The following is a 19,020-nucleotide window of genomic DNA, read 5'->3' on the forward strand; positions in this document are numbered from 1 at the left end:
CCTTGCACGAACAGCGAGAGCTGGTAGAATAAGGTAAGGAAATAAATGGCGAATTTGGGAGGACGCGACATGACCGTGTCATCGGCCACCTGGAACCCGCCCACGCCCCAGCACGGCGCGGTGATCATGACCCGCACCTGGCGCATCGTCGTCTACGGCGACGGGGCTCCCCGGGGCTCGCGGCTGTACGTGGCGCTCGGCCCGGGATCGCTTGCCGAGGGGTACGAACGGCTTTTTCCCTTCCTGGAAGAGCAGCGGTTGTGCCACCGGCATGTCCGCTCGCCCGAACTGCTTCAGCGGCTGGAATCGCTGGCTGCCTGGTCCGGCAAGTCCGTGGCGGTCGATCTGCCGGAACCCGCCGATCCGGCAGAGCTGGCCCTGGCCCTGGATGATCTCCTGGTCGGGCGGGGCCTGACCGGCCCTTCGCTCATCGCCGGCGCCCAGCCGTTCGGCGGGAAGACGGGGCTGGTCTTCATACGCCGGGCAGAAATCCGGGAGGAACAGGGGGGCGCGCGCCTGTGGCTGGCGCGCCTCCTGGGCGAGGGGAGGCCGGCCCATGCGCCCCGCGGCCTTGGCGTGCACGGGTGACCCCCTGCTGGACGAGCTCTTGCGGGAGTGCGAGAGCTTCACACTCATGCGCCAGCCCGACTGCGAGCGGGCGGCCGACGCCCTGCCCCTCCTCGCTGCAGAGCGCCCGGATCTGATCTTCACGAGCCCTGCCCTGGGCGATGTGGATGCCCTGCTTCAGGTGAAGGGCCCGCGGATCTGCTGGCTGGCGGAGGGCAGCGTGCCGGCGCCTCCGCGGGGCGTGGATGTGCTGCGGGCGGAGCGGCTGACCGCGCAGCTGATCGACGCGTGGGTCCGCCGCCAGAAGGCGGCGGCTTCCCGCCAGGCGCCTCCGCCGCCGGTGAGGCCGCTGCCGCCCCCTGCCCGCCAGGCTCCGGGGCGAAGCGCATCGCCGGTCGGCCACGAGGCCGGTGGCCACGGCGGCCTGCAGAGAGCGGCCGACGTGCGGCCCCAGCCGCCGGGGGCCTACTACGCAGCCCATCGGGCGCCGCGCCCGGCGATCCGGGTGGTGCGCCAGCAGGTGATCGCGTTCTGGGGCGGCAAGCCCGGCGCAGGCCGGTCGACGCTGGCCCTGGGCCTGGCCGATCTCCTGGCCCGGTCGGGCGACCTGCGGGTCTGCACCGTCGATCTGAACCCGTACAACTCCTCGCTGGCCCCGCTGCTGGGGCGGGAGCAGGAGGTTTCCAGCTGGGTCCACGCGGCCGAGGCCATGGCCCGGGGGCAGCCGCTTCCCGAAGACGGCCTGCACTGGATCCGGCCCAACTGGGCCCTGGTGAGCGGGCCGGACGGCCGGCCCGACCTGGTCACGCAGGTGACGCCCGAGGCCATCGCCTGGCTGGTGGACGGGCTGCGCAGTCAGTTCGATTATATCATTCTCGACCCGGAAGCACGCCCCGGGCCGATTCGGGACTCGGCGGCCCGGCTGGCTCAGCTGGTGCTGGTGACCGTGACCTGCGATTACCCGGACGTGCTCGACACCGCCAGGGGGTTCGAGGCCGCGGTGGCGCAGGGCGCGCTCAGCCGGGACCGCTGCCGCCTGGTGCTGAGCCGCTGGCTGGACACCCCGTACCTCACGAAGGCCGAGGTGGCGGACTGCTTCGGTCTGCCGGTGGCGGCGACGGTTCCGCTGAGCCCGGAGGCCGCGCTGCACGCCGGGGGAGGTGGTCAGCCGGTGACCCGGCTGACGGATTCGGGCGCCGCCCGCCTCACGCAGGCTCTGGAGCAGCTGCTGGGGGTGGTGGCGCCCGCCCTGGCCGCCGCAGGGGCTGAGCGTGCCCGGTCCGGCCCGGCCAGCCCGTGGATGGGGTGGCTCAGCCGCTAGTTCCGGGGTTGGGGAGGAAGAGAGTATGCGTGGAAATCTGGGGCGGCTGGCCCTGGTCGGCGCTTTCGCCTGCGCGCTGCTGGCCGCCTGGTTCAATATCCGCTTCCTGCAGATGCAGCAGGAGCGGTTCGAGGTGCTCACCGTCGTCCGGGAGGTGCCGCCGTACACCCCGGTCGGCCCGGAGGCCGTGCAGGTGGCCCTGGTGCCCCGGGAGGCGGTGCCGGCCGACGCCGTCACCGATCCGGCGACCCTCCGGGGGCGCTACACCCGGGCGCTCCTGATCCCCGGCACCGTGCTGCGCGAGGCGCACCTGGTGCGGGCGGGCGGCTCCAGCCTCGCTGCCCGCCTGGCCGCCGAGCCGTCGCCGGAGGTGCGTGCCATGGCGCTTCAGGTTGACGAGGCGACCGGCGTGGCCGGCACCCTGCAGGAAGGCGATCCGGTGGATGTGCTCGTCGCGATCAACGCGGATGTGGCGGAGGCGGCCGAGCCCGGGCAGGGCCGGGCTCCACGGGGGACGCTCGCGCGGGTGATCGCCCAGCGCGTGCCCGTCCTCCACGTGCAGCGGGACGACATGGGCGGCCCGAGCGCGGTCGTGCTGCAGGTCACGCCGCGCACCGCGGAGGAGATCGCCTTCGCGCAGGCCAACGGCATGATCTGGCTGCTGACCAGTCCTTACGACGGGTCGGATGAGCCCGTGGCCACCACCGGCGTCGACCGCGATGTGTTCTTTGAGCGGTACGGCATCGGGCAGGACGAAGCGGCCCCGGGCGAGCAGGTTGAGGCCGCGGCGGCGCCGGAGCCGGCGGGTCCGGGCCGCGAGCCGGCGGTGGCCGCGCCGGTTGCGGGCCTCTTAGGAGGTGGCTAGCCGTGGCGAAGGGATTGGTCATCGCCCTCTGGAGCCCAAAAGGGGGCGTGGGCAAGACGCTCCTTTCCGTCGCGATCGCGCTGAGGCTCAGCGAGCGGCAGCGGACCGCGATCATCGACGGGAACGCCGACAATCCGGACCTGGTCACGCTGCTCCAGTCGTCCAGTCTGCCCAACATTGGCACCTGGCCCGGCCGCGTGGCGCCTGAGGAGGTGGAGGACCACCTGGTGCGCTGGACGAGCCGCCTGTTCGTGCTGCCCGGCCCCACGCGGTTCATCGACGAAGCGGTGCTGTCCGGCGAGGCGATGGAGGCAGCCGTGCGGTCGCTCTCCGAGGCCGGGCTGCACGTGGTGGTCGACCTCTCCGCGGGCCTGCGCGACTCCACGCTGGTGGCCCTGGACCTGGCCGACTGGGTGCTGCTCCCCGTCACCCCTGACCTGCTGGCCCTCACGCCACTCAGGCGGGTCGCGCGGGAGCTGGACTTCCTGAAGCTGCCCGCGGGGAAGTTCCGGGTGGTGGTCAACCGCGAGGCGGAGGGGCAGGAGATCAGCCCCGTGGATATCCGGGAACTGAGCCCGTTTCCCGTGCTGGGGGCTGTGCCCTCCAGCCGGCAGACGGCGCAGGCGATCAACCGGGGCGACCTGCAGGCGGCCCTGGCCGCCTCGACCCCCGTGGGGAAGGCGGTCGCGGCCGTGCTCAGGGGAATTGTCGAGACGGAGCCGTCTCCGCAGCCTGCCGCGTCCGCATTCGGGGCCGGGCTGCTGGCAAGGCTCTGGCCCATCGCCGGGAGGGAGGGGGCGTAAATGACCAGCCGCGCGCTGCTTCAGCGGCGGGTGGGCGCCGCGCTGGCGCGCGACCCCGCCGCCCAGGTTCAGTACGAACGGCTGCGGGATTACGTCCGCGACCGACTGCTGCAGGAGATCAGCGGCGACCTCCTCCTGCGGCCGTCTGACGCCTCTCTGCGGCTCCTGGCCCGGGAGCGGATCACCGCCATGCTGGAGAGGGACGGCTCGGTGCCGGCCGCGGTGCGGGATACGATCGTCACCCGGCTGGTGCAGGACCTGGTGGGCTTCGGCGTCCTCCAGCCCTTGATGGACGACCCGGAGGTCACGGAGATCCTGGTCAACCGCTACGACGACATCTGGGCGGAGCGCCAGGGCCGCCTGGAGCGGGTGGAAGGGCTTGCGTTTGAGAGCGACCAGGCGGTGCGCCACCTGGCCGAGCGCATCGCCCAGCCGATCCGGCGGCGCATCGACGAGCGGCACCCCATCCTGGACGCCCGCCTGGCCGACGGCAGCCGGGTGTGCGCCACGCTCTCGCCGCCGGCCCTGGACGGCTGCGCGCTGGCCATCCGGAAGTTCAATCCCCGCATGCTGGGCTGGCAGACCCTCGTGGAGACCGGCACGCTCTCCCGGGAGGCGGCGGACTTCCTCCGACGGGCAGTGCGGGCCCGTTGCAACCTGCTGGTCACCGGCAGCACCTCCAGCGGCAAGACCACCGTGCTCAACGCCCTGTCGGCGTTCATCCCGGCGGAGGAGCGGGTGATCACCATCGAGGACGCGGCGGAGCTGCGGCTGCAGCAGCCTCACGTCCTGCGCTACGAGACCCGGGCCGGGAACGCCGAGGGGCAGGGGGCCATCACGATCCGGGACCTGGTGCGCACCTCGCTCAGGCTCCGCCCCGACCGGATCATCGTCGGCGAGGTGCGGGGGGCTGAGGCGCTCGACATGATTCAGGCCTGCAACACCGGCCACGACGGGAGCTTCTCCACCCTGCACGCCAACAGCGCCCGGGACGGCCTCGCCCGCCTGGAGACCATGGTCCTCATGGCCGACAGCGGCCTGCCCATCCGGGCCATCCGGCAGCAGGTGGCCGCGGCCTTCGAGCTGATCATCCACTGCGCGCGGCTTCGCTCGGGGCAGCGGCGCATCGTGGAGATCGTCGAGGTGGATCTGGAGGAGGAGAGCTACCGGCTCCGCACGTTGTTCCGGTGGAACCCGTCGCTGGACCGGCTGGAGGCCACCGGCATCCGCCCAGAGCGCATCGTCCGGCGCTATCTGTGGGAGGAGGGGTAGGGGCGTGCAGTACCTCGCCGCACTCTGTACCTTCCTGGCGGTGGCGCTGGCCCTGGGCGGGCTGGCCGGCGCGCTTCAGCGCCGCTCCCGGCTGGCCGAGCGGCTCCTGCGGGAGCGCGACCCGCTGGAGCAGGAGGGCGCGGCCCTGCACCGCAGCCCGGGGCCGCTGGAGCGGCTGGAGCGGGAGGCCAGGCAGGCCGGGCTGAACCTGACCCGGCGCCACCTGGCCCTGGCCTTTGGGGCCAGCGGGGGCCTCGCCGTCCTGTTCGGCCTGACCGGCGACCTGACCAGCGCCGCGGCCTGCCTGCTGCTGGGCCTCGTCGGTCCGCTGCTGCTCATCCGGCACCGGGCCCGTGCCCGCGCGACCCGCTTTGCGGAGCAGCTTCCCGAGACGCTCCTGCTCATGGCCAGCGTCATCCGGGCCGGGGGCACCCTCTACCAGGCTGTGCAGACCGTCGTGCAGCAGGCTCCCCAGCCGATGCGCGCCGAGTTCGTGCGCGTGGAAAGGGCCATGCAGCTGCAGGTGCCTGCCGGCGACGCCCTGGCCCTGATTCAGGACCGGGTGGGCCTCAGCGAGTTCGCCAGCGTGGTGGTGGCGTGCAAGGTGGCCGGGGAGGCCGGGGCCGACCTGGACCGGGTGCTGGAGTCCATCTCCCGTGAACTGGTGGAGGACCGCCAGTTCCTCCGGGCGATGGAGGCGGCCAGCGCCGAGGGCAAGGCCAGCGCCCGCCTGGTCACCGCGGTCCCCCTGGTGGTCATGGCCCTGGTGAGCTACCAGAACCCCGCCTATTTCGGCGAGGCCCTGACAGATCCCCTGGGCCGCATGCTCATCCTCGGCAGCCTGTGCGCCATGGCCCTGGGGTGGCTCCTGATCCGGCAGATCACGGACGTGCGCAACTGGTGAGGGGTGAAGCGAATGGCCGCAACGTGGTCATTCCTGGCCGTGCTGCTCTTCGGTCTCGGCGTGTACGACCTGGCCACCGCCCGGCGGCGCCGGCTCCGGGCGATGGTGGAGCGGGCGGGCAGCCTCGCGGTTCAGCCCGCGGGGGAGAGGCGGCTGCAGGAGTGGCTGAAGGAGCGGGTGCTGCCGCGACTGCCGCTGGTGCCTGGCATCGGGTCTCTGGACGAGTTGCGCCAGCTCCTGCTCTGGGCGGGCCGCCCCGGCGGGATGGGGGCGGAGGAGTTCTACTTCCTGCAGCTCGTGCTCGCCTCCGCCCTGGCCCTGTTGCTGCTGGGGCTCCACGGCTGGATGGGCGCCGCCCTGGGGTTCCTGCTCGGCCTCCTGGTCTCGCGGCTGTGGCTGCGCCGCCGCGTCAGCGAAAGGAGCCGGCTCCTCCGGCGGGAGCTGCCTCAGTTCGTCCACCTGCTGGCCACCTGCCTGGAGTCCGGGCTCAGCCTGACGGAGGCGGTGCGGCGGGTGGCCGCGGAGAGCCCGGGGTTGCTCTCAGGCGAGATGCTGCGCACGGTGCACGAGATGGCGGCCGGCAAGCCCGCCCAGCGGGCATGGCGCGACCTGATGGACCGGCACGAGTCGCCGGAGCTGAAGGAAGTGGTCTCGGCCCTGCAGCAGAGCCACCAGTGGGGCGTCTCCATCGCGGATCAGCTCCGGTTCACCATGCGGGCCATCCGGCAGCGCAAACAGCAGCAGGCGCAGCAGAAGGCCCAGGAGGCCTCGGTGCGCATGCGCGTGCCCATGGCCCTGCTGATCCTCATGCCGACCATCGTCATTATCCTGGGGCCGGCCGTGCTGCGGTTGCTCAGCCAGTTCGCGGAGGGATGAGCCTTGGCGATTCGCCGCCTGTTCCGCAGCCAGCGGGGCAGTCAGATGGTGGAGTTTGCGCTCCTGGCGCCGATTCTGATTTACCTGGTTCTCTGCATCCCGGTGTTCGGGATGTTCGCACACAGCTGGATGGTGGTGTCCGGCGCCGCCAGGGCGGGGGCGCGCGCGGCCAGCCTGCTCTGGGTGCCGGGCAGCCGGGAAGCCGTCGCCCGCAAGGCTGCCGACCAGAACATGTACCTCAGGCGGGCACAGGGCGACATCGTCTATTTCGATCCGAAGCGTGACGTGGAGGTGCAGATCAGCGGCGGGGCCGTGACGGTCTGGGTCACCTACCACCAGCCGTCGTACCTGCCGTTCCTCAGCGGTCTGCTGGGGGGATCCGGCGAGGCCGGAGGCGACACCGTGCCCCTCACGGCGGCCGCGACGTTTCTGATCGAGCAGGGGGAAGCCTGCCTTGACCAGGTGGCTGATGCCGGAGCGAGGCTCGACCTCGGCGCTCTTCATCTTCATCTGGTCCGTCGCGCTGCTCGCGATCGGCTTTGCGCTGGATATCGGCCGCGTCTTCGTTTTCCGGGAGCAGTTGCGGACGGCCGAGGAGGCCGCGGCACTGGCCGGGGTACAGCAGGCCCGGTACATGGTGGAGGCCCGGTTCCGCAGGGAAGAGAACCGCCCGTACCTCCGGTGTGAGGAGATCCCCGGCGCCCTGCCCGGGGAGGAGCCCACCCTGGAGTGCGACCTGGTCGACAACTGGGTGGAGGTCGCCCCGGCGGTGATCCTGGGTCCTGAGGCCGAGGTGTGGCCGGATGCCCACCGCCTCTGGGCCGACCAGTGCATCGGCTACAACGTGCGCTGCGCGCGCCAGTACCACGCGGCCGAGTGCTGGATTGAGCCCCGGTCTGGCTGGGCGACTGTGCGGGCCGCTGCGCAGGAGGCGTTCCAGATGAACGCGCGCTGGGGCGGCCAGGCGCGCACGGCAGGCCCGGTGGCGGTGGAGATCGAGACCGATGGAAGCAGCAAGCCCAGGCAGCTGAGGGTCAGCGTCACCGCAGTCCTCGAGATGGACACGCTGCTGCTCCCGCTCGTGGGGGTCGATGCCCTGACCGTGGCCACCCCCGGGGACCGGACCACGGCGGAGCTGGTCCGGCGGGAGTGGTCGGGGCAGTCCGTCTGGATCGGCGGTGTGCGGGTGAACTCTCCGTGCCTGTTCCCATAAATAACAAATCATGAATGAAAGGATGGGTTTGCGGTGAGCAGGATCGCCAAGGGTTTCCGTCGTCTGCTCGTTCGCCAGGAAGGGCAGGGAATGACCGAATACGGCCTGATCATCGCCCTGATTGCGGTGGTGCTGATCACGACCCTGACGGGTCTCAACAAGGCGCTGGACAAGACCTTCAACAAGGTGACCACCCAGTTGGAGTCGGCGGTGAAGAAGAAGTGAGCACGGAACAAGCCCCCTGCCGGCCAGGGGGCTTGGCTCACGGGCCGAGCTGGGTCAGGAAGGCGTAGATGGCCGGTCCGGCCGCCATGGCCAGCACGGCAGGCAGGACGAACAGCACCAGGGGCACCAGCAGCTGGACGCTGGCCCGGGCGCCGGCCTCCTGCGCCAGCCGGCGCCGCCTGTCCCAGGCCTCCGCGGCCTGCATGCGCAGCGTGGCCGCGAGCCCCTCCGTCCCCTTCTCCATGGTCTGCGCCAGGGCGCCCACGAAGCGGGTGAGGTCGCGCACGTCCAGTCGGTGGGCCATGTCCAGGAAGGCCAGAGCCGGCGGCTGTCCCATCTGGATCTCGGCCAGCGCGGTCCGCACGGCCTCGCCCAGCGGACCGCGGCTGCCCCTGGCGTAGTGGTCCAGGGCGGGCAGCAGCTGCATGCCGGACTCGGTCAGCACCGCCAGGGTGAAGAGGAAGTAGGGGAGGTCCTTCTGCACCGCCCGGCGGCGGGCCGCCGCCGCCCGGGCGACCTCCATGTCCGGCCCCCGGAAGGCCCAGACCGCGCCGGCGAGGCCCAGCGCCGCCAGCGTCGGCTGCCCCAGAATGGCGAGGAGCAGGGCGCCGGCGAGAGCCAGCCCTGCCAGCCGGAGTTTCCGCGCCGCAAGCTCCTGCAGGGTGAGGCCCAGCCCTGACACCGCCAGCTCCCGTTCCAGGCGGCCGGAGGCCATGAGATCCGCCAGCTGGTCGGCGAGCCGCCTGCCGATGCCTCCTGGCCCGCGACGCCCCCAGGAGGTCTCCCCGTGCGGGGGCCCGTCCAGGGGCAGCAGGAGCAGGAACACGGCTCCGGCCACGAGCAGCGCGATAAGCGGAATGATGGTCGTCACGATGCCGCCCCCTCACATCTCGATGCTGGCGATGCGCCGGGCCATCCAGTACCCGCCCGCGACGGTCAGCAGGATCAGCCCGAGGGCGACCTGCCCCCAGCGGGTCGCGTGGAACACCCCCAGATAGGCGGGATTGGTGATCCGCACGACCAGGTAGATGCCCAGGGGAATGACGGCGAGAATGGCGGCCTCCGTGCGCTTCTGGGCCGTCAGCACCTGGATCTCCCGCTCGACGGCCAGCCGGTCGGCGACCATCTGGCTCACGTTGCCCATCACCTCGACGATGTTGCCTCCCCGCCGGCGGGTGGTGACCAGGGCGTCGACCATGGCCGCCATCTCCTCCAGCGCCACGCGCTCGCGTAAGGAGAGCAGCGCCTCATCCACCGGCGTGCCGAGCTCCACTTCCCGGGCGGCCAGCTCGATCTCCTCGATCAGCCTGCCGCCCCTGGGGTGCAGCCGGCGCATCTCCACCGCACAGCGCTGCAGCGCGTGCGGGAGCGACTGGCCAGCCTTCAGCGAGGTGGCCAGCGACAGCAGCGCCTCCTGCAGGTGGTCGCGGAGCGCCTGGGCCTCCCTGCGGGCGAGCGCATCCCGCAGGGTTCTCCGCAGCAGGAAGCCCGCCGGCAGGCTGATGAGGGCGGTGATCCAGGACCCCGTCAGCAGCAGGATCCCCGCGAAGGCGCCCGCGGGCAGGAGCCAGAGCAGCCGGTCGCCTGTGTCCGCCGGCACTCGGTCAAACAGGGCCCTCCCCGTTGGGGCGGGGCCGCCGGGCATCAGGGCCAGGAACACAGCTGCGGCGATCAGCAGACCGATCAGCAGCGCCATCACAATCCCTCCGGCAGCGGGACCCCCGCCATCTGGAACTTCTCCCGCCGTGCGACCGGCCGCCCCGCGGGCCGCAGCTCCCCGGCGTCCAGGTCGTACTGGAACACGGGCTCCGTGACGATCTCACCTTCCTGCACGCCGACCACCTCCAGGACCTCCAGGAGCCTGCGGGAGCCGCCGCCTAGCCGCTCCAGGTGGAGGATGAAGTCCACCGCCGCAGCGACTTGCTGGCGGATGGCCGGAACCGGCAACTCCACGCCCGACATGAGCGCCATCGTCTCGATGCGGGCCAGGGCGTCCCTGGCGGAGTTGGCGTGAACGGTGGTCAGCGACCCGTCGTGGCCGGTGTTCATCGCCTGCAGCATATCCAGCGCCTCTCCGCCGCGGCACTCGCCCACGACGATGCGGTCGGGCCGCATGCGGAGCGAGGCCCGGACCAGGTCCCGGATCGTCAGGGCGCCCCTGCCCTCGACGTTGGGCGGGCGGGCTTCCAGGCTGACCAGGTTCGGGAGGCCGGTGAGCTGCAGCTCGGCCGAGTCCTCGATGGTAATCACCCGCTCGTGCGGCGGGATCTTCATCGACAGGGCGTTGAGGAACGTGGTCTTGCCCGTGGACGTTCCGCCCGAGACCACGAGGTTGCACCGGGCCTGTACCACACGCGCCAGGAAATCCGCCGCCAGCGGCGTCAGGGTTCCCCGTTCCACCATCTGCTCCAGGCTGAGGGGACGCCCCGGAAACTTGCGGATGGTGAGCACCGGGCCGACGAGCGACACCGGCGGCAGGACGACGTGCACCCGGGCGCCGCCGGGCAGGCGGGCATCCACGATGGGCGTGGCCTCGTCCACCTTGCGGTTGACCCGCGCCACGATGCGCTCGATCAGGTGCAGCAGCTCCGCCTCGCTCTCGAACCTGAGGGGCTGCCCGTCCTCGCCCACTGCCGGCTCGGGGTGGCCCGCCCGCTCCACGAACACGCCGTCCGGCCCGTTGACCATGATCTCCTTCACGCTGTCGTCCTGCAGGAGCGGGTCCAGGATGCCGAAGCCGTAGATCTGGTACTGGAGCCTGTCCACGAGGGCCGCCTTATCGGCGTGAGTGGGGTTCAGGTAGGGGAAGCGCTCGGCCAGCACCTCCTCCAGCAGGGACCACATGTAATCCCTCACCTCGCGGCTCTCCAGGGCGCCCAGCGGCGGGCCGTCGCCCCGCAGCCGCTCCCTCACGGCCTCGATCACCGGCCGGAACCGGTCGTGGGGCCGCGGCGCGCGGGCCGCTCCGCCCGCGCGCCCCTGCCGACGCTCGATCAGCTGACGCAGGCCGCCGTTCATGTTCCCATCACCTCCTGCACCCACGCTTCCAGCAGCCTCTCAAGGGCGCGGGCGGCGCCGCTTCCCGGACGGAAGCCCGCAAACCTCCCGGCCGGATCCACGGGCGGCCTTGCCTCCTCGGGCACGCGCACCCAGGGGCGGTAGGGAAGGAATGCCAGGGCCTCCTCCAGACCCCGCGGCACCGGCTCCCGCACGCGGTTCAGCACCGGGTGCACGCGCCCGGGCGGAACCTGCAGGCTGGTCAGCAGGTGCTCTACTTGCACCATCCGGTACGCGGAGACGGCGTCGGGCAGGCCGATCAGGCAGACGGCGTCCGCCGCCGCCAGGGCGGCCGCAGCCGGCACGGTCATCTCCGCGGGGGTGTCCACCAGGGCGCAGGCGCAGCCGCAGGCCCCCAGCAGGCGCAGCACCGCTTCCACCAGGTCGGGTTGCAGTTCGTCCATGGCGGCCGGTCCGGCGCTGGGGAGCAGGTGGAGCCCGGGTTCCACCTCGGAGAGCGCCGCCGCGACCCGGTCCGGCCCCCACGGGTCGCCCAGGAGGTTCTCCGGCGGGACCTCGATGAGATCGGCCCAGCCGCCCCCGGGCCGGATGCCCAGGAGAGGAGCCGCGCCGCCTCCGCCGCTCACCTCCACCACGGCCACGGTCAGTCCCCGGCTGCGGAGCGCGCGGGCGGTGTGCAGCAGCAGCGTGCTCGTGCCCGCGCCCCCCCGGGGCGAGTGAAAGGCGATGATGTGTCCGGCCGCGGCGGCTCCGGAGGCCAGCCCGAGCAGCTGGCGCAGCAGGGCGGCGGCGCGGGAGGGCTCTGCATCCGGGCAGATGGCCAGGCCCAGCTCTGCCGCCCGGCGGCGCACCCCGGCGGGTGCGGCCCCGCCTGCCAGGCAGAGCACGGCGTACCCGGCCGCGGCAAGCTCCTGTGCGCACGAGAGCCCTTCCAGCCCCAGGCGCGCGTCGATGATGACCGCGTGGGCCGGTGTGGCGGAGAGGCCGTCGAGGAGGCTGTCCACGTCGGGGGCAGTGAATGCCACCGAGAGTTCCAGGGCCGGGTGCGCCGCGAACCAGCTCTGCAGCCGCAGGGCCAAGTCAGGAGCCAGCCCGCAGAGGGCCACCTGGAGCGTCACCGCAGGAGCCCCTCCAGGCGGCGCACGACCTTTGCCGTCACCCCGTCCGTGGCGGAAAGCACCAGCGGCACCTGCTCCTCGGGAACGAGCACGCTCACCCAGTCGGACTCCGCCTGCACCACCCGTGCCGCGGACAGGATGCGCAGGGCGTCCCCGCCCTCCACCGGGATGACGTAGAGGTCCACCTCCTCGCCGGGGCGCAGCTCGGGCAGGCCCGCGGATTCGGCCCGCAGGCTCACGACGCGCAGCTCCTCGGGTGCGGCGATGTGACCGGCGGGCGGCTCCGGGCTCACGTTCCCGGCGGGGATGAGCGGCTCGCCCGTCCGGATCGGCCGTATGGCATACCACGCGCCCGGCGCGTCGGCGCCTGTTTGCGGCAGGGCTTCCCGGGCCAGCAGGCGCCGGGTGGGGCCGTCGACCTCGACCCGCAGCAGGAGCTCCTCCCGGAGCTGCTCCCCCGGGAAGATCTCCTGGCCCGCGACCCAGATGATCTCGCTATCGGACCCGGCAGCGCTGCCCACGCCTCCGAGGTACAGCGCGGTGAGCAGACCGGCCGCGACGGCACAGGCGGCTGCCAGGAGATAGCGCAACCGGGAGTTCATTCCATTCACCTCCTGCACCTAATCACGGATCAGGAGGCACAATGGTTCAACTGATCACACCGATTCGGTTGCACGATAAAGGGTATGGAGGTGGTCGGCTTGCAGCGCAGGCTGGCGGGCCGGCGGGGAAGCGTGGCCGTGGAGGTCGCGCTGGCACTGCCCGTGCTCTGTCTGCTGGTGATCGGCGGCTGGGTGGCGGGCTACATGGCCTTTGCGAAGATGGCTCTGGCCCTGGCGGCCAACCGCGCGGCGCGTGATTTCGCCGCCGCGGTGGCCCTGCACGACAGGCTGGGCGTGCCGGACCGCGCATACCGCTACGACGGGGGCTTCGCGGAGAGCTTCGGCCTGCCGCGCTGGGCGGTGCACGCGCTGATCATGCGGACGCAGGCGGCTGCCGGGAAGGCCCATTCGGACCAGGCCGTGGTGGTGGCCATGTGCTACCGCCTGCCGCTCACCCTGCCGGGCGGGCTGCTCGCCCCGCCGCGGGAGGCAGAGGCGGCGCCTTACCCGGGAGAACCGGACCTGGACGGGCTCCTGGACCGGGTTGCCCCGGAATACCGGGCCCTCTGGCGGGAGGTTGAGGAAGAGTACGAGGAGTGGGAGCAGCTCCTGCGGAGGGCCGAGGAGATTGCGGCGCGCGGCGAGGAGATGGCGGAGCGGGCCGGGTGGGCGGCGGACGTCTGGCGGCAGGCGATCGAGGGTCCGCCGCCGGACTTCACGCCCTGGGACGCGCCTGACCCGGAAGGGCCCGACGGGCTTGAGAAGGCGGCCCGCAGGCTCTGCGAGCCGCCGGGCGCGGAGGGGCGCTCCCTCATCGTGACCGCGCGCGCCGCCTATCTGCTTCAGACCGTGTTCGAGCCATAGGGAGGTGGCGCCGATGAAGCGGCTCCTTTCGGCTATGCAGGGGTCGATCACCGTGGAAACGGCGGTCACGCTGCCCCTGGTGCTGCTGCTGACCCTGGGGGGAATCTCCGTCCTCCTGTGGCTGCATCACAAAGCCTGGCTGCAGGTGCTCGTGAGCGAGACCGCGCGGGAGCGCGCGGCAGACGCGGCGTGGACCGGTTACTACAAGGACATCCGCGACAGCCTGAGCAGGCCCGATCCCGGCTTGGTTCTCGCCGATGTGCGCCTGCTCAGTTTCCACCTGCCGACCGACCCGCCCTTCGTCCTGGCCGGCGCGTGTGCCTCTTCCACCGGCTACGTGCCGACCCTTGCCATCGCAGGAGCGGGCGCGGCGGAACCGGGGGAGCCGCCGCCTGAGGGGGGAGGGTGGCTTCAGCCCGTACGCGGCCTGCGCTGGCGCCTGAGCCGGTGGCTGGAGCAGCTGGACCGGCTGGCGGATGAGGCGGAGGACCATCTGGAGACAGCCGTGACGCTGGGCGAGCAGGCGGTCTGGTACAGGCGGGTGGCGGAGGGGCTCACCGGAGGCGACCCCCACCAGGCGCGGCAGGCCGTCGACTACCTTGCCGGCGCGGCCGTGGAGGAGGTCATGCACCTCCCCTGCCGGCAGGACGGTTCCGGGAATACGGTGCTGACGGCGAAGGCGGTGATTCAGGGTGAGCGGACCTTCGGTCAGCGGTAGGCGGCGCCAGGCGGGGTACGTGTCGGTCTACGTCGCGCTGGCGGTCAGCCTGGTCCTGGTCCCCCTGACCCTGATCGTGATCGACCTGACGATGCTGGCCTACTGGCGAGTGAAGCTGCGCAGCACGGCCGATGCGCTGGCCATCGGGGCCGTGGTGGAGTCGCGGGAGTTCCACATCCCGATCCCCACCGAGTTCGCGGGCTACTTTCCGGTGAACGGGTTCCTGATCAACGCGCTGCACCTGAGCAACCTGAAGCCTGGCGGCATCCGCACCGAAATCGAGCCGAAGCTGCAGCGGCTGGCCGAACTCAACCGGGACGGCATCGGCGCGCAGGTGGAGGTGCGGGTGGGCGAAGCCTGGGTATGGCCGATGGGCAACTTCATCTCGCCCTTCATGTACGTGCAGATCCCGGTGGAAGCGGAGGTGCCGCTCCTCACCCCCTTCCTGGGGCCGTTGCTGGGCAGCGACCATCCGAACGCGGTCACCCTGCGGGCGGAAAGCTGCGCGGCCGCCTGGTACCGCCCGGACGCCTGGGTTCACCGGTGGTGGGACGCCGATCCTGACACGCTGGTGAAGACGATCGACGCCGTGATCAACGTCACGGACGAGCCGCAGAAGTACTACCGGCTGATCAACTGCGTCGACGAGGCGGCGGATGTGTTCTCGCTGCTGGAGATCGTCGCTTCGGAGCACCTGGCGCAGGACCCCGAGGCGTTGGAGCTCCTCGGGCAGTGGATGGGCAGGCGGCCGCCGCAGCGGGAGGTGGTGCGCACCCGGAGGGGGCTGGAGCGGTTGCCGGAGCGCTGCGGGTACGGCGATCCGTGCGTCGATGGGTCCCGCGCCTCCGTCGAGCAGTGGACCCGGAGCATCGAGGAGCGGCTGAAGGCGGAGGAGGAGGCCGCGCGGGCGCGCGCAGAGGCCGCCCGGAGGGCGGCCGAGAAGGATGTGGAAAAGAACGTGGTTGATAACGATGGATCCTGAACCCATGAGCTCACCGGCGGGCGCTGCGCAGGTACGACAGCCCCTCCGCCAGCGGCGTCAGCTTCAGGCCGAGGTCGCGCTGCGCGAGCGTATTGTCCACGGGCTCCTCCATCAGCACGAAGTCCACTGCGCCCGGAGAGAGCGGCGCGGCGGGAAGGAATTGCAGCGGCCATGCCGCGATCTTCATCAGCCCGGCCGGGCTGTGCAGCAGCGGCTTGCGCCGGCCCATGACCCGCAGCATGATGCGGATGATCTCGTCCATCGTCAGCTCCTCGGGCCCGCCGATCTCGTAGGTCTGGTTTACCGCCGCCCCGGTGCGGAGGCTGGCGGCCACGGCCTGTGCCAGATCCTCGACAAAGAGGGGCTGCACGCGCGTCTTCCCGCTGCCGATGACCGGAACGAAGGGCAGCAGCCGGGCGAAGGTCGCGAACTTGTTCAGGCTGCGGTCCTCCGGCCCGTAGACCCAGGACGGGCGGAAAATGGTGTAAGGGACGCCGCTCTCCCGGATGGCCTTCTCCGCCATGAGCTTGGCGATGAACCAGGGCCGGGTCTGCCCCTCCCGGGTGCCGGCGCCCGACAGGTAGACGAAGCGCTGTACGCCGGCCTTTCTGGCCGCCTCCACGAGGTGGACGGTTCCCTCCCCGTCCACCCTGATGTAGGTGTAGCCCTTCCGGGGGTTCTCCACCGGGTGGTTCGGGAACTGCACCGCGCTGACCACGACCTCGACGCCCTCCAGCACGGGGCCGAGCGTCGCGGCGTCCGTCGTGTCGCCTGCCCTGACCTCCACGCCGGCGGGCACCTTTCCCCGCGCCTTTTCCGGGTTCCGGGACATGACGATCACCCGGTGCCCGTCCGCCGTGAGCCGGCGCACGATGTGGGAGCCGATGAAGCCCGTTCCGCCTGCTACCAGTACGACAGCCATGGCCTTTCCCTCCTGATGTTTCCCCTGCCATTCACCCTCATCGTACCGGGAAATCCCCGCGGTGGACAGCACTGTGTTCACGGCTGTCCGAAAAGTGTCAGGGTTTGCCCTGATCTTCGGGCTTGATTGTACCATACCCCGTGGGGTATTATGGAGGCGTACTGCCTGACCATCATCCGTGGGGGTGTTTTTCGTGGAGTTTGCGTACGAGGTCCGTACGGGGAAGAGCGTTGACGAGGCCGTGGCCGCCGTTCAGGAGAAGCTCGGGGAGAAGCAGTTCAGCGTCCTCTGGGAGCTGAACGTCAACCAGACGCTGAAGTCGAAGGGGTTTGACCTGGCGCACGAGGTGCGCATCCTGGAGGTGTGCAGCGCGCCCAAGGCCAAGGGGGCCCTCGAGACCAACCCGATGGTGGCCTACTTCCTGCCCTGCAAGATCGTGGTGAAGCGGGTGGAGGGGCAGACGACCATCGGGCTCACCCGGCCTGCGGCCCTGATGGGGCTGATGGGTGACGAGCGGTTCGACGACCTGGCGAAGCAGGTGGAGGCCGACCTGTCGGCGGTTGTGGACGCGGCGGCGCAATAGATGATCTGGCTCGAAAGGAAAGAAACCCGCTCTTGCAGAACCTTCCGATGCGGAAGGGGGCTTGAGCGGGTTATGATTTGGCTTCAGATCAAGCAGTTCTTCGTCATCGCCCTGGCCGCCGTGAACCTGGCGCTCCTCGTCTGGGCCCTGCTGGCCGCCAGGCAGCGGCGGATCCTGCCCGCGGGATACTACCGGCTGGTGCCCGCGTCCATCGCCATCGGCGCCGTGCAACTGGGCATCGGGGCATTCTTCCTCATTCAGGGGCGGCAGCCCCACCTGCAGCACCTGCTGTACGGGGGCCTGGTGGGGGTCGGGGCGCTGCTGCAGTTTCTGCTGCGCCCGGGAACCGTGCTGGGAGAGCGGTACCGGAACAGGCCGCTGGTCCACGGGGTTCTGGCGCTTTTCGTCGCCCTGGTCGGCATTCGCTCCTGGATGACGGGCTAAATCCGCCGGAGCGCGGCCCGCAGGAGCCGGCCGGCCGCGGCGCCGCCCAGCAGCCAGATGGCCGTGACGGCCAGCAGCGCGCGGCCCACGGGCAGCATGACGGCGAAGTACTTCCAGAGGAACTCCAGCAGGCGGAAGAGCAGGTAGTAGAGGAAGGCGACGATCAGCCACCCGGTCACGGTAAGCCGCGACAGGTGGATCAGGTGAATGAGCGTGCGGTGGAGCAGACGGCTGCGGCCGACGGTCTCGGCCAGCCGCTCCTCGGCCTCCACCAGATCCGGCATTTCCCTGAGGGCCCGCTGCAGCGCGCGGCGGGCCTCAGCCGTGCGCCCGGCCTTCGTCTGCAGGTCCGCCTCGGCCAGGTAGGCGGCCGGGTCCTGCGGCTCGGCCGCCTGGGCCTGCCGGAAATGGTCCAGGGCGCCGGCATCGTCTCCCTGCGCCGCCAGGGCCAGTCCCAGCTCGTGCAGGGCGCCCGCGTGGCGCGGGGCTGCTGACAGCGCCTGGCGGGCCGTCGCGGCGGCGCCCGCAAGGTCGCCGCTTTCCCGCCGGCAGGCGGCCAGGGTCGCCAGGTAGTCGGGCTGGCCGGGCATGAGGCGGCAGGCCGCCTGTGCGGCCTCCAGGGCCCGTGCGGGGTCGCCCAGGCGCAGCTCGGCCCGGCTCAAAACGTGGTGGAGCCAGGCCTTGCGGGGGCTCTGCGCGGCCGCGTGCCGCGCGGCTTTCACCGCCTCCTCGCTGCGCTCCAGGGCCAGCAGACTGGCCGCGGCCAGCCCGAGCACGTCGGGTGAGAGCGGGCCGGACTTGGACTGCTGGTCGACTTCGGCCAGGACGGCGGTGTGCTCCCCCTTCCGGTAGATCTCCAGCAAGGCGAGCGCTGCGGGTTCCAGTTGCTGGGTCTCGGCAGGCGACATGATCATCGGCTGGTGGTTCCTCCCCCGGAATGTTTGGGGAGTCAGATTCGTCACGCTTGGCGAAAGACCCTTCTCTGATTTGATCTGCCCGGCCTTCAAGCACGTATCGGCGGCGGGGGCAACGCAGTCATAAGTAGCGCGTGCTGCAATTTCGCCATCGCGAACATACACCCGCTAGTGCACGGGCCCGGGTCCGGCCCCGGCCACATCGCGAGCCGCAGCGCGGGACAAGATATCACCGGAACGAGAAGGGGCGATGAATGTTGCGCATTGCCATGCTGGTGGGGAGCTTGCGGGCGGAGTCCTACAACATGCAGCTGGCGCACACGATGAGGGAGCGGTATAAGGACAAGATGTCCGTGGAGATCCTCGACATCCGCTCGCTGCCGCATTTTGACCAGGATGCCGAGCAGGATCCGCCTCAGGTGGTGGCGGACTTCAAGCGGAAGATCGCTGGAGCCCAGGGCGTGATCATCATCACCCCGGAGTACAACTGGTCGGTTCCCGGCGTGCTGAAAAATGCCCTCGACTGGGCCTCGCGGGTCGACAAGGTCTTCATCGGGAAGCCGGTGATGACCCTGGGGGCCACGCCGGGCATACTGGGTACCGTACGGGCGCAGCTTCACCTGCGGGAAATCCTCTCGAGTCCCGGCATGCAGGCGAAGGTGCTGCCGCCGGGCGGCAACGAGGTGCTGATCAGTCTGGCGCCCCAGAAGTTTGCCGGCGGGCGGCTGGTGGATGAAGGCACGCTCGCCTTCCTCGACAGCGTGGTGGACAAGTTCATCGCGTTTGTACAAGCAGAGTGACCCGCCCGG

The 19,020-nt window shown here is 71.1% G+C and carries 23 protein-coding genes and 1 pseudogene; 16 read left to right on the forward strand and 8 right to left on the reverse strand.

Features of this window, described 5'->3' with window-relative positions; all coding sequences use genetic code 11:
* Positions 1-69: 69 nt before the first annotated feature.
* From ACZ45O_RS15915 to ACZ45O_RS15950, 8 genes and pseudogenes are all read left to right on the forward strand, one after another.
* Entirely contained in the window at positions 70-588 is a 519-nt protein-coding gene (locus ACZ45O_RS15915) for a hypothetical protein (protein ID WP_464854327.1), read from the forward strand.
* The gene (locus tag ACZ45O_RS15920) at positions 557-1,888 is read left to right on the forward strand and encodes an AAA family ATPase (RefSeq protein WP_464854328.1); all 1,332 of its coding nucleotides are present in this window, start codon (positions 557-559) and stop codon (positions 1,886-1,888) included. Before ACZ45O_RS15915 ends, ACZ45O_RS15920 begins: the two co-directional genes overlap by 32 nt.
* A gap of 25 nt (positions 1,889-1,913) precedes the next feature.
* A complete protein-coding gene (gene cpaB / locus ACZ45O_RS15925; protein ID WP_464854329.1) occupies positions 1,914-2,753 on the forward strand; it encodes a Flp pilus assembly protein CpaB in 840 nt (279 codons plus the stop codon).
* A 2-nt stretch (positions 2,754-2,755) separates the two neighbouring features.
* Positions 2,756-3,556, forward strand: coding sequence for an AAA family ATPase (locus tag ACZ45O_RS15930; RefSeq protein WP_464854331.1), 801 nt, complete (start codon positions 2,756-2,758; stop codon positions 3,554-3,556).
* Positions 3,557-4,828, forward strand: coding sequence for a CpaF family protein (locus ACZ45O_RS15935; RefSeq protein ID WP_464854333.1), 1,272 nt, complete (start codon positions 3,557-3,559; stop codon positions 4,826-4,828).
* A 4-nt stretch (positions 4,829-4,832) separates the two neighbouring features.
* Positions 4,833-5,732 (forward strand): type II secretion system F family protein, encoded by a 900-nt coding sequence (locus ACZ45O_RS15940; protein ID WP_464854334.1) that lies wholly within the window; start codon positions 4,833-4,835, stop codon positions 5,730-5,732.
* A gap of 12 nt (positions 5,733-5,744) precedes the next feature.
* Positions 5,745-6,608: a type II secretion system F family protein gene (locus tag ACZ45O_RS15945; RefSeq protein ID WP_464854336.1), complete on the forward strand. Its 864-nt coding sequence runs from the start codon at positions 5,745-5,747 to the stop codon at positions 6,606-6,608.
* Between the two features lie 45 nt (positions 6,609-6,653).
* Positions 6,654-6,713: pseudogene (locus ACZ45O_RS15950) on the forward strand (hypothetical protein); the annotation flags it as partial.
* On the opposite strand, the gene ACZ45O_RS15955 reads toward ACZ45O_RS15950, so the two are convergent.
* The gene (locus tag ACZ45O_RS15955) at positions 6,689-6,841 is read right to left on the reverse strand and encodes a hypothetical protein (protein WP_464857839.1); all 153 of its coding nucleotides are present in this window, start codon (positions 6,839-6,841) and stop codon (positions 6,689-6,691) included. The pseudogene ACZ45O_RS15950 and the gene ACZ45O_RS15955 overlap by 25 nt on opposite strands.
* A gap of 221 nt (positions 6,842-7,062) precedes the next feature.
* Here ACZ45O_RS15955 and ACZ45O_RS15960 point away from each other — a divergent pair, with 221 nt between their 5' ends.
* Entirely contained in the window at positions 7,063-7,821 is a 759-nt protein-coding gene (locus ACZ45O_RS15960) for a pilus assembly protein TadG-related protein (RefSeq protein ID WP_464854338.1), read from the forward strand.
* 90 nt (positions 7,822-7,911) lie between these two features.
* The gene (locus ACZ45O_RS15965; protein ID WP_464854339.1) at positions 7,912-8,046 is read left to right on the forward strand and encodes a Flp family type IVb pilin; all 135 of its coding nucleotides are present in this window, start codon (positions 7,912-7,914) and stop codon (positions 8,044-8,046) included.
* A gap of 37 nt (positions 8,047-8,083) precedes the next feature.
* Here ACZ45O_RS15965 and ACZ45O_RS15970 read toward each other — a convergent pair whose 3' ends face one another.
* The 5 genes from ACZ45O_RS15970 to ACZ45O_RS15990 are packed head-to-tail and all read right to left on the reverse strand — an operon-like array spanning position 8,084 to position 12,784.
* Positions 8,084-8,917, reverse strand: a complete 834-nt coding sequence (locus tag ACZ45O_RS15970; protein ID WP_464854341.1) for a type II secretion system F family protein — start codon at positions 8,915-8,917, stop codon at positions 8,084-8,086.
* Positions 8,918-8,929: 12 nt separating this feature from the next.
* Positions 8,930-9,742, reverse strand: coding sequence for a type II secretion system F family protein (locus ACZ45O_RS15975; protein ID WP_464854342.1), 813 nt, complete (start codon positions 9,740-9,742; stop codon positions 8,930-8,932).
* A complete protein-coding gene (locus ACZ45O_RS15980; RefSeq protein WP_464854343.1) occupies positions 9,742-11,064 on the reverse strand; it encodes a CpaF family protein in 1,323 nt (440 codons plus the stop codon). The genes ACZ45O_RS15975 and ACZ45O_RS15980 overlap by 1 nt, the downstream gene beginning before the upstream one ends.
* Complete coding sequence (locus tag ACZ45O_RS15985; RefSeq protein WP_464854344.1) at positions 11,061-12,182, reverse strand: hypothetical protein; 1,122 nt, start codon at positions 12,180-12,182, stop codon at positions 11,061-11,063. The genes ACZ45O_RS15980 and ACZ45O_RS15985 overlap by 4 nt, the downstream gene beginning before the upstream one ends.
* Positions 12,179-12,784: a hypothetical protein gene (locus tag ACZ45O_RS15990; protein ID WP_464854346.1), complete on the reverse strand. Its 606-nt coding sequence runs from the start codon at positions 12,782-12,784 to the stop codon at positions 12,179-12,181. Before ACZ45O_RS15990 ends, ACZ45O_RS15985 begins: the two co-directional genes overlap by 4 nt.
* A gap of 99 nt (positions 12,785-12,883) precedes the next feature.
* On the opposite strand from ACZ45O_RS15990, the gene ACZ45O_RS15995 reads away from it, so the two are divergent.
* Genes ACZ45O_RS15995 through ACZ45O_RS16005 form a run of 3 tightly spaced genes read left to right on the forward strand, consistent with a single transcriptional unit; the run spans position 12,884 to position 15,348 of the window.
* Positions 12,884-13,648, forward strand: a complete 765-nt coding sequence (locus ACZ45O_RS15995) for a TadE/TadG family type IV pilus assembly protein (RefSeq protein WP_464854348.1) — start codon at positions 12,884-12,886, stop codon at positions 13,646-13,648.
* A gap of 13 nt (positions 13,649-13,661) precedes the next feature.
* Entirely contained in the window at positions 13,662-14,366 is a 705-nt protein-coding gene (locus tag ACZ45O_RS16000; protein WP_464854349.1) for a TadE/TadG family type IV pilus assembly protein, read from the forward strand.
* Complete coding sequence (locus tag ACZ45O_RS16005; RefSeq protein WP_464854350.1) at positions 14,341-15,348, forward strand: hypothetical protein; 1,008 nt, start codon at positions 14,341-14,343, stop codon at positions 15,346-15,348. The genes ACZ45O_RS16000 and ACZ45O_RS16005 overlap by 26 nt, the downstream gene beginning before the upstream one ends.
* Before the next feature lie 10 nt (positions 15,349-15,358).
* On the opposite strand, the gene ACZ45O_RS16010 is transcribed toward ACZ45O_RS16005, so the two are convergent.
* Complete coding sequence (locus ACZ45O_RS16010; RefSeq protein ID WP_464854352.1) at positions 15,359-16,270, reverse strand: complex I NDUFA9 subunit family protein; 912 nt, start codon at positions 16,268-16,270, stop codon at positions 15,359-15,361.
* A gap of 193 nt (positions 16,271-16,463) precedes the next feature.
* Here ACZ45O_RS16010 and ACZ45O_RS16015 point away from each other — a divergent pair, with 193 nt between their 5' ends.
* Together ACZ45O_RS16015 and ACZ45O_RS16020 are read left to right on the forward strand one after the other, a co-directional pair.
* The gene (locus tag ACZ45O_RS16015; protein WP_464854354.1) at positions 16,464-16,853 is read left to right on the forward strand and encodes a DUF302 domain-containing protein; all 390 of its coding nucleotides are present in this window, start codon (positions 16,464-16,466) and stop codon (positions 16,851-16,853) included.
* Between the two features lie 72 nt (positions 16,854-16,925).
* A complete protein-coding gene (locus tag ACZ45O_RS16020; RefSeq protein ID WP_464854356.1) occupies positions 16,926-17,297 on the forward strand; it encodes a hypothetical protein in 372 nt (123 codons plus the stop codon).
* Here the strand turns inward: ACZ45O_RS16020 and ACZ45O_RS16025 are convergent.
* A complete protein-coding gene (locus ACZ45O_RS16025) occupies positions 17,294-18,211 on the reverse strand; it encodes a tetratricopeptide repeat protein (RefSeq protein ID WP_464854358.1) in 918 nt (305 codons plus the stop codon). The two genes, ACZ45O_RS16020 and ACZ45O_RS16025, sit on opposite strands and share 4 nt — an antisense overlap.
* A 254-nt stretch (positions 18,212-18,465) precedes the next feature.
* Here ACZ45O_RS16025 and ACZ45O_RS16030 point away from each other — a divergent pair, with 254 nt between their 5' ends.
* Positions 18,466-19,011, forward strand: coding sequence for an NADPH-dependent FMN reductase (locus ACZ45O_RS16030; RefSeq protein ID WP_464854360.1), 546 nt, complete (start codon positions 18,466-18,468; stop codon positions 19,009-19,011).
* Positions 19,012-19,020: the final 9 nt, after the last annotated feature.

This window comes from Symbiobacterium turbinis (genome assembly GCF_055383075.1).

Excerpts from the sequence above, each read along its gene's own strand:
- ACZ45O_RS16030 (WP_464854360.1), top strand. The coding sequence starts at position 18,466 with ATGTTGCGCATTGCCATGCTGGTGGGGAGCTTGCGGGCGGAGTCCTAC.
- ACZ45O_RS16025 (WP_464854358.1), bottom strand. The coding sequence starts at position 18,211 with ATGATCATGTCGCCTGCCGAGACCCAGCAACTGGAACCCGCAGCGCTC.
- ACZ45O_RS15915 (WP_464854327.1), top strand. The coding sequence starts at position 70 with ATGACCGTGTCATCGGCCACCTGGAACCCGCCCACGCCCCAGCACGGC.
- ACZ45O_RS15945 (WP_464854336.1), top strand. The coding sequence starts at position 5,745 with ATGGCCGCAACGTGGTCATTCCTGGCCGTGCTGCTCTTCGGTCTCGGC.
- ACZ45O_RS15955 (WP_464857839.1), bottom strand. The coding sequence starts at position 6,841 with ATGTTCTGGTCGGCAGCCTTGCGGGCGACGGCTTCCCGGCTGCCCGGC.
- ACZ45O_RS15975 (WP_464854342.1), bottom strand. The coding sequence starts at position 9,742 with ATGGCGCTGCTGATCGGTCTGCTGATCGCCGCAGCTGTGTTCCTGGCC.
- cpaB (WP_464854329.1), top strand. The coding sequence starts at position 1,914 with ATGCGTGGAAATCTGGGGCGGCTGGCCCTGGTCGGCGCTTTCGCCTGC.
- ACZ45O_RS15980 (WP_464854343.1), bottom strand. The coding sequence starts at position 11,064 with ATGAACGGCGGCCTGCGTCAGCTGATCGAGCGTCGGCAGGGGCGCGCG.
- ACZ45O_RS16010 (WP_464854352.1), bottom strand. The coding sequence starts at position 16,270 with ATGGCTGTCGTACTGGTAGCAGGCGGAACGGGCTTCATCGGCTCCCAC.
- ACZ45O_RS15965 (WP_464854339.1), top strand. The coding sequence starts at position 7,912 with ATGACCGAATACGGCCTGATCATCGCCCTGATTGCGGTGGTGCTGATC.
- ACZ45O_RS15935 (WP_464854333.1), top strand. The coding sequence starts at position 3,557 with ATGACCAGCCGCGCGCTGCTTCAGCGGCGGGTGGGCGCCGCGCTGGCG.
- ACZ45O_RS15920 (WP_464854328.1), top strand. The coding sequence starts at position 557 with ATGCGCCCCGCGGCCTTGGCGTGCACGGGTGACCCCCTGCTGGACGAG.
- ACZ45O_RS15990 (WP_464854346.1), bottom strand. The coding sequence starts at position 12,784 with ATGAACTCCCGGTTGCGCTATCTCCTGGCAGCCGCCTGTGCCGTCGCG.
- ACZ45O_RS16000 (WP_464854349.1), top strand. The coding sequence starts at position 13,662 with ATGAAGCGGCTCCTTTCGGCTATGCAGGGGTCGATCACCGTGGAAACG.
- ACZ45O_RS16020 (WP_464854356.1), top strand. The coding sequence starts at position 16,926 with ATGATTTGGCTTCAGATCAAGCAGTTCTTCGTCATCGCCCTGGCCGCC.